This window comes from Cytobacillus oceanisediminis (genome assembly GCF_004366035.1).
In the GTDB taxonomy this organism is placed as follows: domain Bacteria; phylum Bacillota; class Bacilli; order Bacillales; family Cytobacillaceae; genus Cytobacillus; species Cytobacillus oceanisediminis_C.
Map to the genome: position 1 here is coordinate 324,701 of NZ_SOEE01000004.1, position 12,603 is coordinate 337,303.

Sequence of the window (12,603 nt, forward strand, 5' to 3'; positions counted from 1 at the left end):
GAAATAGAATGAGCCTTAGAGCAAATCGAGTTGGAGAACAAATGAAAAAAGAACTGGGCGAAATCATCGGCAGGAAAATAAAGGACCCGCGGGTTGGATTTGTAACAGTCACCGATGTTCAAGTTACTGGGGATCTCCAGCAGGCAACCGTATTTATCTCAGTTCTGGGTGATGAGGAACAGAGGGAAAATACTCTTCGCGGCCTGGCTAAAGCAAAAGGCTTTATCCGATCTGAAATTGGCCAGCGAATCCGTCTGAGAAAAACGCCGGAAATTCTTTTCGAATTTGATGAATCAATCGACTACGGTAACCGTATAGAATCATTGCTCCATCAAATTCAGGACGAAGGCCGTTCCAAAGATGAGGATCGCTCCAAAGAAGAAGAATAATGGAATGGATAGACATTTTGTCTATCCATTTTTTTCTAATCACAGAGACAAGGTGGTACATAATATGGAAGGAATTTTGCCGCTTTTTAAACCTAAAGGAATGACATCCCATGATTGTGTCTTTAAGCTGCGGAAGATTTTGCGGATGAAAAAAATCGGCCACACTGGCACACTCGATCCAGACGTAACTGGAGTACTCCCAATCTGCCTCGGGAGGGCAACAAAGGTGGCTGAATACATAACAGATGCAGGAAAGTCGTATGAGGGAGAAGTCACAATAGGCTATTCTACGACAACAGAAGATGCATCAGGAGAAGTCGTGGAAAGAAAAGATGTTACAGCACCTATTGCCAGAAATCAGATAATGGAAGTACTTCAAAGTCTGACCGGGGAAATTACTCAGACACCTCCCATGTTTTCAGCAGTAAAAGTGAATGGGAAACGCCTCTATGAATATGCAAGACAGGGAATAGAAGTGGAACGGCCGTCCAGAAAAGTTACTATTTATTCTATCGAACTGCTCGATGACAGAAAAATGTTTGAGGGTGAGAATATTACCTTCCGTTTCCGTGTAGCCTGCAGCAAAGGAACATATATACGTACGCTCGCTGTCATGATTGGAAGTGAACTGGGATACCCTGCCCATATGTCTGAGCTGGTTAGAATCCAGTCTGCCTCATTGACACTCGATGATTGCCTGACTTTTGAAGAAATAGAAGAAAGAGTGGAGAAGGGGACAATGGTCGAGGTTCTTCGTCCTATGGAAGCCGCGCTCTCTCATTTGCCGAAATTTCAAATAAGTGATAAAGTAGCAGAGAAAGTAAAAAATGGGGCTGTATTAACTATCCCTGATCATTTGCATAACACTGAAGGGCCCATTGCTGTGGAAACAGATGCAGGCCTCGTGCTGGCTATCTATGAGCATCATCCACGCAAACCTGGCATGATGAAGCCAGTAAAGGTGTTAAGAAATGATCAATAAGCACTCGTTAGAAAGCTGTGCATTTTTATAGGTCCAGGCTCTGTAGAAAAAGGTGAATCAATAATATGGAAGTTATTCATATAAATCATCCCCATCGAATGGATAGAACTGAATTTCCTGAAATGGCAATAGCACTTGGATACTTTGATGGTGTTCATCTGGGTCACCAGAAAGTCATCCGTGAAGCAAAATCAATAGCTGAACATAAAGGCTTAAAAAGTGCCGTTATGACATTTGACCCGCATCCATCGGTTATTTTGGGGAAAAGCGTTCAGCATGTGGAGTATATTACGCCTCTTGAGGATAAAATTGCTATCATAGCTGATCTGGGCACAGATTATTTGTTTATCATCAATTTTACAAGAGAGTTTGCAAATCTTCTGCCGCAGGAGTTTGTTGATCAATACCTGATTGGTCTTAATGCAAAGCATGTTGTAGCAGGCTTTGATTATTCCTATGGGCGGATGGGGCGCGGTACAATGGAAACTCTATTGTTTCATTCAAGGGATCAATTTGATTATTCGGTCGTTGCAAAGCTTGCAAAAGATGACGAAAAAATCAGCTCTACGCTAATAAGGAAATACATCCGGGAAGGGAAAACAGCTGAGCTTCCCGACCTTTTAGGAAGATATTATAAAACATCAGGAACCGTTATCCATGGCGATAAGAGAGGCCGTACAATCGGCTTTCCTACTGCGAACGTGGATGTTTCGGATGACTGCATCATTCCTCCGCCAGGTGTATATGCTGTGAGATTCTTAGTAGATGGCAACTGGTATGAAGGTGTATGCAATGTTGGCTACAAACCTACCTTCAATAAGGAAAAAGGGGACAGGCCATCGGTTGAAGTCCATATTTTTGATTTCTCTTCAGATATTTATGGCAGAAAAGTTACGGTTGAATGGCATAAACATCTTAGAAGCGAAAGGAAATTTGCTGGCGTTCAGGAATTAATCGCCCAAATTGCGAAGGATAAACAGCAGACTGAGCAATATTTTGAGAAAAACAGGGTTTAGCCTTGCTTTTTGTCATAAAAAGTTGTATTCTAAGTAACGTACCAAATGAACCTTTGCTTGGCAAGTCGAGTCACCGACGCTTGCTCAGTAACAGGGGATTGAAAATTTAGGAGGTGAACCGGATGGCAATCACTAAAGAACGTAAAAATGAGCTAATCAATGAGTTCAAAACTCATGAAAGCGACACTGGATCTCCAGAAGTTCAAATCGCTGTCCTTACTGAAGAAATCAACAATTTGAACGACCATTTACGTACTCACAAGAAAGACCACCATTCACGTCGCGGTCTTTTGAAAATGGTTGGTAAGCGCCGTAACCTATTAACTTACCTTCGCAACAAAGACGTTGCTCGTTACCGTGAGTTAATCAATAAGCTTGGCTTACGTCGATAATCAACAGAAGCGGGATTTTTTCCCGCTTTTTTATTAGCTTTAAAAACTTGAATTTTGTTCCTAATCATGTACATACATAAGTTATTCTTATTTTAGCAAACGGGAAAATTGTGCATACTATAAGATGCCTAATTTTATTATGATTAAAGAGCATTTCATGCTTTTATATAAAAATGAACTGCTGGCAAAGCAGAGCATATCAGTCTATGCTGCTGTCATGGCAGGATTATCTGCAGATAATGCAGGATAAATTACAATTGAACGGACCAGGCAGAATAGACGCCTGTCCTTAAGTGAAAGCAGAGAGGGGTACAAATATGGGACAAGATAAACATGTCTACAGCCTTGAGTGGGCTGGGCGCAAATTGACCGTTGAGATTGGCCAGCTTGCAAAACAGGCTAACGGTGCGGTTTTAGTGCGCTATGGCGATACTGTAGTATTAAGTACTGCTACAGCATCAAAAGAACCGAAAAATCTGGATTTCTTTCCACTGACAGTTAACTATGAAGAACGTTTATATGCTGTTGGTAAGATTCCGGGCGGGTTTATTAAGAGAGAGGGCCGTCCAAGTGAAAAAGCGATTTTGGCCAGCCGCTTGATTGACAGGCCAATCCGTCCATTATTCGCTGACGGTTTCAGAAATGATGTACAGGTTGTAAGCATGGTGATGAGTGTGGATCAAAACTGCTCATCAGAAATGGCTGCAATGTTTGGCTCATCATTAGCCCTTTCTGTGTCGGATATTCCATTCGGCGGACCGATTGCAGGGGTCAGCGTAGGGCGCATCGATGGAGAATTTATCATTAATCCATCTGTGGATCAGGCCGAGAAGAGCGATATCAGCCTGGTTGTAGCCGGAACAAAAGATGCGATTAACATGGTAGAAGCAGGTGCAGATGAAGTGCCTGAAGAAACAATGCTTGAGGCGATTATGTTTGGCCATGAGGAAATCAAACGCCTTATTGCTTTCCAGGAAGAAATTGCGTCTGAAATCGGCAAAGAGAAAATGGAAGTTGTTTTATACCAGGTTGATCAGGACCTTGAGGCTGAAGTTCGCGGCATTTGTGAGAATGATATGATTCAAGCTATCCAGGTGCAGGAGAAGCATGCCCGAGAAGCTGCCATTAAAGCAGTTAAACAAGAAATTACAGCTAAATATGAAGGTGAAGAAGCAGACGAAGACAAGCTGAAGCAAATCAGGCAGATTCTTGATAAAATTGTTAAAGCTGAAGTACGGCGTCTAATCACAGAAGATAAAGTTCGCCCGGATGGACGCGGATTGGATGTTATCCGCCCGCTATCATCAGAGGTAGGCCTTCTGCCGCGCACACATGGTTCCGGTTTATTTACACGCGGACAAACTCAGGCTCTGAGCATATGTACATTAGGAGCTCTTGGAGATGTACAGATTCTTGATGGACTGGGCATTGAAGAAGAAAAGAGATTCATGCACCACTACAATTTCCCTAACTTCAGTGTAGGTGAAACTGGGCCAATCAGAGGGCCAGGTCGCCGCGAAATCGGACATGGTGCTCTTGGAGAACGCGCTCTGGAGCCGATCATTCCATCTGAAAAGGATTTCCCTTATACAATCCGTCTAGTATCTGAAGTATTGGAATCTAATGGTTCAACATCACAGGCAAGTATTTGTGCAAGTACATTGGCCATGATGGATGCCGGTGTGCCTATTAAAGCGCCAGTTGCCGGTATAGCAATGGGACTTATTAAATCAGGCGAACATTATTCAATCCTGACAGACATTCAGGGTATGGAAGACCACCTGGGTGACATGGACTTCAAAGTGGCGGGTACTTCTAAGGGTGTTACTGCCCTGCAAATGGATATTAAAATTGAAGGCTTGTCTCGTGAGATTCTTGAGGAAGCTTTGCAGCAGGCGAAAAAAGGCCGCATGCAGATTCTTGATTCCATGCTGAGCACTATTGGGCAGCCAAGAAAAGAGCTGTCTGAATATGCTCCTAAGATTCTAATGATGTCAATTAACCCTGATAAAATCCGTGATGTTATTGGGCCAAGCGGAAAGCAGATCAATAAGATCATTGAAGAAACAGGCGTTAAGATAGATATCGAACAAGATGGAACAGTATTCATCTCATCTGTAAATGAAGAGATGAATCAAAAAGCGAAGAAGATTATTGAAGATATCGTACGTGAAGTGGAAGTTGGACAAATGTATCTTGGCAAGGTGAAACGAATTGAAAAATTCGGTGCATTTGTTGAAATCTTCTCCGGTAAAGATGGTTTGGTTCACATTTCTGAACTTGCTGAAGAGCGTGTAGGAAAAGTGGAAGATGTTGTATCCATCGGTGACGAACTTCTAGTAAAAGTTACTGAAATCGATAAGCAAGGCCGCGTAAACCTTTCACGCAAAGCCGTATTGCGTGAACAGCGTGAGCAAAAGGAAAAAGCACAGCAATAATACTAACCTCTAATTAGAAGAGAAGCATTTTGCTGGGCTGAATTTCCTAGAAGCCAGGGGAAACCCTGGCTTTTTACATATATGTATATCCATGGGGGCATTTGCCCTATACCTTTGTAATATGCTTCCGTTCTACCTTGTCCCTTTGAATCATACTATGAATTGAAGGAGGCATGAAGAATGAGAAAGTTTATCCATATCGCCATCATGTTTGTTATGGCACTTGCTTTTATCAATAATCCTTTTACTGATCAGTATGTATCTGGCCTCAAACAGGAGACGGGAGCCGTACCTGTTTCCAAGTCTAAGGATTTACTTTATGAAGAAATTACAGCAAAAAAAGATGAATACAGCATTCCTGCACAGGATGCAAAAATAGACCGTGTTTGGAAAGCTATTCCAGGGCTTAACGGAATTGAAGTAGATGTTGAGGCATCTTATAAAAAGATGAAATCAGAGAAGAAGTTCAATGAAGATAAGCTTGTATTTAAACAAATTGAACCGAAGGTGAAGTTAAAGGATCTCCCTCCGTCACCTGTATATAAAGGCCATCCCGAAAAACCGATGGTTAGTTTCATTATCAATGTGGCATGGGGAAATGAATATTTGTCCGGTATGCTTGCAACTTTAAAGGAACATAATGTTTCAGCAAGTTTTTTTCTTGAAGGAAGATGGGTAAAGAATAATCCGGAACTTGCCAGAATGATTATGGATGCAGGACATGAAGTGGGCAACCACTCTTACACTCATCCGGATATGAAAGTAATCTCTTCTGCTAAAACAAGGGAAGAAATCCAAAAGACAAATGATGTGATTGAAGCCACGATGGATGAAAAGCTGAGCAAGCCCATTACATGGTTTGCTCCACCAAGCGGCAGCTATAGAGATGAAACTGTGAAGATTGCTGCTGAGAAGGACCTAGGCACTGTTATGTGGACTGTTGATACAGTGGATTGGAAAAAGCCATCCCCGGATGTGCTGATAAATAGGGTGTTATCAAAGGTCCATAACGGAGCACTGATTCTGATGCATCCTACTGACTCCACCGAAAAATCACTCGATAGACTTATAACGGGGCTTAAACAAAAGAACCTTCAGATTGGAACAGTATCCGAATTGTTAAGTGAGAAGAGAATCCAGAATCGGGAAAATAATAATCAGGATTTTGGAAAAAATAACAATAATAATATAAACTAATGGACGTATGTCTTTGGGTTTCAGAACAGGAGGAATTTACTTGATCAAGAAATATACATGCCAAAACGGAGTAAGAGTCGTACTAGAAAACATTCCAACCGTCCGTTCTGTTGCGATCGGAGTATGGATCGGAACAGGTTCACGAAACGAGATTCCCGAAAATAATGGAATCTCTCATTTCCTCGAGCACATGTTTTTTAAGGGAACGAAAACAAGATCAGCCCGGGAAATTGCCGAGAGCTTTGATAGCATTGGCGGCCAGGTGAACGCATTCACCTCAAAAGAATATACATGTTATTACGCAAAAGTACTCGATACCCATTCTAACTTTGCTCTTGAAGTGCTTTCTGATATGTTTTTTAACTCCACGTTTGTGGATGAGGAACTGAACAAAGAGAAGAATGTTGTTTACGAAGAAATCAAAATGTATGAAGACACGCCTGATGATATCGTACATGATCTTTTGAGTAAGGCAATCTATGAGAACCACTCTCTTGGCTATCCGATCCTTGGAACAGAGGGAACACTAGCCACGTTCAATGGTGAAACATTAAAGCAGTATATGCATGAAACCTACACACCTGAAAATGTTGTGATTTCCATTGCCGGAAATATCGATGAGTCTTTCATCAAAGAAGCAGAAAAATATTTTGGATCCTATGAAGGCGGAAAAAGAGAACGCTCAGAGCAGAAGCCTGAATTTCATTCAAACCATCTTGCCCGTAAAAAGGATACAGAGCAGGCACATCTTTGCTTGGGGTTCGAGGGGCTGCAGGTAGGGCATGAAGATATGTACAATCTGATTGTTTTAAATAATATTTTGGGTGGAAGCATGAGCAGCCGCTTATTCCAGGATGTCAGGGAACAAAAAGGATTGGCATATTCTGTTTTCTCTTATCATTCTGCCTTCCAGGATAGCGGTATAGTGACGCTATATGGCGGAACAGGCGCTAAACAGCTGGACGTACTGTTTGATACCATTCAGGAAACCCTAGCCACTCTTAAAAAAGAAGGCATTACAGATAAAGAGCTGAATAACAGCAAAGAACAGCTAAAAGGAAGCTTGATGCTTAGCCTTGAAAGCACAAACAGCAGAATGAGCCGTAATGGCAAAAACGAACTGCTGCTGGGTCGCCATCGTTCTATGGATGAAATTGTAGAAGAAATCGATGCAGTTTCCATGCAAGGCGTGAACGACATGGCGAATGCCATTTTCACAGACAATTATTCTGTTGCTTTAATCAGCCCGGAGGGAGAACTTCCGAAAAACCTTTAATAAGTTTGTTGTGTCCCGTTGCTAAACCGGAAATTAACATGAGAGAAACAGCCTGTATATTGCAGGCTGTTTTCTTTTGTCCTGGACTTCTAAAACTTCTCCCAGAACGATAAAAATATAGAGAAAGAGAAAAGAGGAGGGCAGAGGATGAGATTAAGTGAGCTGAGCGGAAAGGAAATCGTAGATGTGAAGCGTGCGGAACGGCTGGGGGTGCTTGGGCAGACAGATCTTGAAATAAATGAAAAAAATGGACAGATCCAGGCATTGCTCATTCCGTCATTAAAGTGGTTCGGCTTCAAGCGCCAAGGAGACGAAATTCGGGTTTCATGGCAGCATATAAGAAAGATAGGCAATGACATGATCATTATTGATATTCCGGAAAATGATGATCAGCAGGAATAATCTTGAATGAAGGGCCTCTTAGGTCCTTTTTGTTTTATGAAAATCTCATCTCCTTAGTGTCTAAAAATTTCTTTCCGCGCTGACCCATTTTCTTTTAAGTGGAAAACTCACCTATTGCCCCGTTCATACATAAGATGTTGAAGTAGTTCAATACAAGAATTCCATTATGGTTATTAGATGAAATTGCCGGCCAAAAAAACGCCACATTTCGTTTAAGATAAATCTGCTTGTGCAATTGCTGTCTCGTGCCGCAGCTGTTGTATAGTGGCGTTGCCGGTGCGAGGATATTTTTTACAGGAGTCATGCGGTCATTGGCTTCAAAAATAAATGCTTTCTTAAAAAGAAAGAAAAAAGAAGGTGAGTGTTGCATGCTGACAGGAACCCAAATTGCAGTCATCGGCGGTGATGCAAGGCAGCTCGAAATCATCCGGAAACTGACTGAGCTTGATGCAAAGCTCTCATTAATCGGATTTGAGCAGCTGGATCATGCGTTCTCTGGTGCGGTAAAAGAAAAAATAGATGAAGTGGATTTTTCCCATATAGACGCGATTATCCTGCCTGTTCCCGGCACGGGCCTGGAGGGGCAGATTGAGACAATTTTCTCCAATGAAAAGGTAACTCTTGAAGAGGAAATTCTCTCGCAGACTCCAGCACACTGTACAGTTTATTCCGGCATAACCAACTCGTATTTAACAGGAGTTACTAAGTCGGCAGACCGCCGTCTTGTTCAATTATTTGAACGGGATGATGTAGCCATTTATAATTCAATTCCAACAGTAGAAGGAACCATCATGATGGCGATCCAGCATACTGATTTCACCATTCATGGATCTAATATAGCCGTAATCGGCCTTGGCAGAGTTGGAATGAGTGTGGCAAGAACCTTTCATGCACTGGGTGCAAATGTAAAAGTGGGCGCGAGAAAAAGTGAACACATAGCCCGGATAACGGAAATGGGTCTTACCCCATTCAACCTGAAAGAGATTGAGGATGCTGTAAAAGATGTTGATATATGCATAAATACTGCTCCCCATTTAGTTGTAACAGCGTCCGTCATTTCGAAAATGCCTACACATACGCTTATCATTGACCTGGCTTCAAAGCCCGGCGGAACCGATTTCCGCTATGCGGAAAAACGGGGAGTGAAAGCGCTGCTCGCACCAGGTCTGCCTGGAATCGTTGCTCCGAAAACAGCCGGGCAGATACTGGCGAATGTTCTTTCTCAATTGATTATGGAAGATTTGCAAAAGAGAAAGGGGAATACAATATGAGTTTGAAAGGAAAAAGAATCGGCTTTGGTTTAACAGGATCACATTGCACCTACGATGCAGTGTTTCCGGAAATTGAAAGGCTCGTTCTTGCAGGGGCTGAAGTGCTTCCGGTCGTAACCTTTACGGTAAAGAGCACTGAGACTAGATTCGGGAAAGGGGAAGACTGGGTTCAAAGAATTGAAGATCTGACTGGCAATAAAGTGATCGATTCAATTGTGAAAGCGGAACCGCTGGGACCTAAGATACCTCTCGATTGTATGGTGATTGCCCCGTTAACTGGAAATACCATGAGCAAATTTGCCAATGCCATGACTGATTCGCCCGTCTTAATGGCAGCAAAGGCAACTTTAAGAAACGGCAAACCAGTTGTGCTCGGAATATCCACAAATGATGCATTGGGTTTAAATGGGATAAACTTAATGAGACTAATGGCTACGAAAAATATTTATTTTATTCCATATGGCCAGGATGATCCTGTGAAGAAGCCAAATTCAATGGTGGCAAGAATGACAGCATTATCTGACACAGTGATTCATGCCATGGAAGGCAAGCAGCTGCAGCCTGTTTTAGTGGAAAGATATAAAGACGAAAATTAACCCCCTTTTTTTTCTAGCAAAAATTTTAGTCCTTTAGTGAACGAATATGTTAGAATAAAGGTTATTAAGATAACCAACCTCCAAGCTATGTTTAAAATTATATTAACCTCTTGGAGTAATGATAATATGCTGATAATATAAATGGAAGCCTGCCATCTTCAAAATCAGGCAGGAAAACGGCTGCCAATTGAATTTGGCTGCCGTTCTATTGAATTTTGGGCATATTGTTTTTTCACTAAAAAACTAATTTTGCTAGAAAAATATAATGGTACTGGAAGGGGAAAAGAAATTTGGAACAGAAAAAAGGATTTCATGTCGCGGTAGTTGGAGCAACTGGTGCAGTTGGCCAGCAAATAATTCAAACACTTGAAAATAGAGATTTTCCAATCTCTGAATTAACACTTTTATCATCAGCCCGTTCTGCAGGCTCGAAGGTAACGTTCAATGGCCAGGAGTATACGGTTCAGGAAGCAAATCCAGAGAGCTTTAAAGATGTGGATATTGCATTATTCAGTGCCGGCGGAAGCGTATCTCAGGAACTTGCTCCTCATGCGGTTGAACATGGTGCCATTGTGGTAGACAACACAAGTGCATTCCGTATGGATCCAAATGTGCCTCTTGTCGTACCTGAAGTCAATGAAGACGACCTTCATTCACATAATGGCATTATCGCCAATCCAAACTGTTCTACGATTCAAATGGTTGTTGCACTAAAGCCGGTTAAAGAAAAATACGGTTTGAAAAAAGTGATTGTTTCTACTTACCAGGCTGTTTCAGGTTCAGGAGCAGCTGCAGTTCAAGAGCTGAATGAACAGACAAAAGCCATTATAAATAATGAAGAATATGAGCCTGCAATCCTTCCTGTTAAGAGCGATAAAAAACACTATCAGATTGCTTTCAATGCGATTCCGCAAATTGATAAGTTTCAGGATAATGGCTACACTTTTGAAGAAATGAAAATGATCAATGAGACAAAGAAAATCATGCACATGCCAGAGCTGCAAGTGGCTGCTACATGCGTGCGCCTCCCAGTGGCAACCGGGCACTCAGAGTCCCTTTATTTTGAAGTAGAAACAGACAGCGTTAATGCAAATGAAATAAAGAGCCTTCTTGAAAATGCACCAGGTGTTGTCCTGCAGGATGATCCGGATAATCAGATTTACCCAATGCCTGCTGATTGTGTCGGTAAAAATGATGTGTTTGTCGGCCGTATCCGCAAAGATTTGGATGAGGATAAGGGCTTCCATATGTGGGTGGTTTCTGATAATCTTCTTAAAGGGGCTGCATGGAATTCTGTGCAGATCGCAGAAAGCTTAATTAAACTAGGCATAGTGAAATAGTTAACGTATTCTCTTCATGTTGAGAGGTTAGAGGTGTTTTAATGAATATCATCGTTCAAAAATATGGAGGCACATCAGTTCGCGATGAAAATAGCCGCGAACATGCGCTTAAACACATAAAAAAAGCGCTGGCTGACGGATATAAGGTTGTTGTCGTTGTTTCAGCGATGGGCCGAAAAGGCGATCCTTATGCAACAGATACACTGCTTTCGCTTGTAGAAGGCAATAACAGCAAGATCAGCAAACGCGAAACGGATCTGCTTTTATCCTGCGGTGAAGTCATTTCAAGTGTCGTTTTTTCAAACATGCTGAATGAACAGGGAATCACAGCAGCAGCTCTGACAGGAGCACAGGCAGGATTTAGAACAAATAATGATCATACAAATGCAAAAATTATCGATATGAAATGCGACAGACTATTGAAAGAGCTTGAGAATCAAGATGTCATCGTCGTCGCAGGTTTTCAGGGTTCTTCTAAAACCGGTGATGTCACTACGATCGGAAGGGGCGGCAGTGATACCTCCGCAGCAGCTCTTGGCGCAGCACTAAATGCCGAGTGGATTGATATCTTTACTGATGTGGAAGGCATCATGACTGCTGATCCGCGCATAGCTGAAAATGCACGCCCATTATCAGTTGTCACTTATACGGAAGTCTGTAATATGGCGTATCAGGGTGCTAAGGTGATTCACCCTCGTGCTGTCGAAATTGCCATGCAGGCTAAGATTCCGATCAGAATCCGTTCAACATACTCCGATAGTCTCGGAACACTTGTCACAACTTTGAATAAGAACAGACGCGGAACAGATATTAAAGAGCGCTCGGTAACAGGAATAGCCCACGTATCCAATGTGACTCAAATAAAGGTTCTTGCGAAGAAAGATCAATATGATCTTCAGTCTGAGGTCTTTAAAGCGATGGCAAACCAGGGGATCAGCGTTGACTTTATCAATATATATCCAAATGGCGTCAACTACACGGTTACGGAAGAAATGACTGATAAAGCGATTAGTATTCTAAAGGGCCTGGGTCACGATCCGCTGGTTGAAAGAGAGTGTGCAAAGGTTTCGGTTGTCGGTGCAGGAATGCAGGGTGTTCCTGGCGTGGCTTCACGAATCGTGACGGCATTGTCCGAGCAGGGAATTCGCATCTTGCAATCTGCAGACAGCCATACAACAATATGGGTTCTGGTGAAGCAGGCAGATTTGATAAAGTCTGTTAATGCATTGCACGATGCTTTTCGCCTGGAAGAAGATTTAGCGGAATATGAGAGAACAGACATTTAATCTTAGAAAAATATCATG

General features: G+C 42.2%; 12 protein-coding genes. All 12 read left to right on the plus strand.

Going from position 1 to position 12,603, the window contains the following annotated elements:
• The first annotated feature begins 8 nt into the window (after window positions 1-8).
• The 12 genes from rbfA to dapG all read left to right on the plus strand — a co-directional run bounded on the left by rbfA (window position 9) and on the right by dapG (window position 12,585).
• Entirely contained in the window at window positions 9-389 is a 381-nt protein-coding gene (gene rbfA / locus DFO72_RS12410) for a 30S ribosome-binding factor RbfA (protein ID WP_113881980.1), read from the plus strand.
• Window positions 390-453: 64 nt separating this feature from the next.
• Window positions 454-1,371, plus strand: coding sequence for a tRNA pseudouridine(55) synthase TruB (gene truB / locus DFO72_RS12415; RefSeq protein ID WP_113881981.1), 918 nt, complete (start codon window positions 454-456; stop codon window positions 1,369-1,371).
• Between the two features lie 65 nt (window positions 1,372-1,436).
• Window positions 1,437-2,387: a bifunctional riboflavin kinase/FAD synthetase gene (gene ribF, locus DFO72_RS12420; RefSeq protein WP_113881982.1), complete on the plus strand. Its 951-nt coding sequence runs from the start codon at window positions 1,437-1,439 to the stop codon at window positions 2,385-2,387.
• Between the two features lie 122 nt (window positions 2,388-2,509).
• Window positions 2,510-2,779 carry a 30S ribosomal protein S15 gene (gene rpsO, locus DFO72_RS12425; RefSeq protein ID WP_009330698.1) on the plus strand — a complete coding sequence of 90 codons (270 nt, stop codon included), beginning with the start codon at window positions 2,510-2,512 and terminating at the stop codon, window positions 2,777-2,779.
• 317 nt (window positions 2,780-3,096) lie between these two features.
• Window positions 3,097-5,217 (plus strand): polyribonucleotide nucleotidyltransferase, encoded by a 2,121-nt coding sequence (pnp, locus tag DFO72_RS12430; RefSeq protein WP_113881983.1) that lies wholly within the window; start codon window positions 3,097-3,099, stop codon window positions 5,215-5,217.
• A gap of 180 nt (window positions 5,218-5,397) precedes the next feature.
• Window positions 5,398-6,414 (plus strand): polysaccharide deacetylase family protein, encoded by a 1,017-nt coding sequence (locus DFO72_RS12435; RefSeq protein ID WP_113881984.1) that lies wholly within the window; start codon window positions 5,398-5,400, stop codon window positions 6,412-6,414.
• Between the two features lie 40 nt (window positions 6,415-6,454).
• Window positions 6,455-7,690, plus strand: coding sequence for a M16 family metallopeptidase (locus DFO72_RS12440; protein WP_113881985.1), 1,236 nt, complete (start codon window positions 6,455-6,457; stop codon window positions 7,688-7,690).
• A 147-nt stretch (window positions 7,691-7,837) separates the two neighbouring features.
• Window positions 7,838-8,092, plus strand: a complete 255-nt coding sequence (locus tag DFO72_RS12445) for a YlmC/YmxH family sporulation protein (RefSeq protein ID WP_113881986.1) — start codon at window positions 7,838-7,840, stop codon at window positions 8,090-8,092.
• A 368-nt stretch (window positions 8,093-8,460) separates the two neighbouring features.
• Window positions 8,461-9,363: a dipicolinic acid synthetase subunit A gene (dpaA, locus tag DFO72_RS12450; protein WP_113882150.1), complete on the plus strand. Its 903-nt coding sequence runs from the start codon at window positions 8,461-8,463 to the stop codon at window positions 9,361-9,363.
• Complete coding sequence (gene dpaB / locus DFO72_RS12455) at window positions 9,360-9,959, plus strand: dipicolinate synthase subunit B (RefSeq protein WP_113881987.1); 600 nt, start codon at window positions 9,360-9,362, stop codon at window positions 9,957-9,959. Before dpaA ends, dpaB begins: the two co-directional genes overlap by 4 nt.
• 290 nt (window positions 9,960-10,249) lie before the next feature.
• A complete protein-coding gene (gene asd / locus DFO72_RS12460; RefSeq protein WP_113881989.1) occupies window positions 10,250-11,299 on the plus strand; it encodes an aspartate-semialdehyde dehydrogenase in 1,050 nt (349 codons plus the stop codon).
• A gap of 41 nt (window positions 11,300-11,340) precedes the next feature.
• Window positions 11,341-12,585 carry an aspartate kinase gene (gene dapG, locus DFO72_RS12465; RefSeq protein WP_113881990.1) on the plus strand — a complete coding sequence of 415 codons (1,245 nt, stop codon included), beginning with the start codon at window positions 11,341-11,343 and terminating at the stop codon, window positions 12,583-12,585.
• Window positions 12,586-12,603 lie beyond the last annotated feature (18 nt).

Bases quoted from the DNA above. Each gene is read 5' to 3' on its own strand.
- dpaA (WP_113882150.1), top strand. From the start codon at position 8,461: ATGCTGACAGGAACCCAAATTGCAGTCATCGGCGGTGATGCAAGGCAG.
- DFO72_RS12435 (WP_113881984.1), top strand. From the start codon at position 5,398: ATGAGAAAGTTTATCCATATCGCCATCATGTTTGTTATGGCACTTGCT.
- rbfA (WP_113881980.1), top strand. From the start codon at position 9: ATGAGCCTTAGAGCAAATCGAGTTGGAGAACAAATGAAAAAAGAACTG.
- truB (WP_113881981.1), top strand. From the start codon at position 454: ATGGAAGGAATTTTGCCGCTTTTTAAACCTAAAGGAATGACATCCCAT.
- rpsO (WP_009330698.1), top strand. From the start codon at position 2,510: ATGGCAATCACTAAAGAACGTAAAAATGAGCTAATCAATGAGTTCAAA.
- dapG (WP_113881990.1), top strand. From the start codon at position 11,341: ATGAATATCATCGTTCAAAAATATGGAGGCACATCAGTTCGCGATGAA.
- ribF (WP_113881982.1), top strand. From the start codon at position 1,437: ATGGAAGTTATTCATATAAATCATCCCCATCGAATGGATAGAACTGAA.
- DFO72_RS12445 (WP_113881986.1), top strand. From the start codon at position 7,838: ATGAGATTAAGTGAGCTGAGCGGAAAGGAAATCGTAGATGTGAAGCGT.
- pnp (WP_113881983.1), top strand. From the start codon at position 3,097: ATGGGACAAGATAAACATGTCTACAGCCTTGAGTGGGCTGGGCGCAAA.
- dpaB (WP_113881987.1), top strand. From the start codon at position 9,360: ATGAGTTTGAAAGGAAAAAGAATCGGCTTTGGTTTAACAGGATCACAT.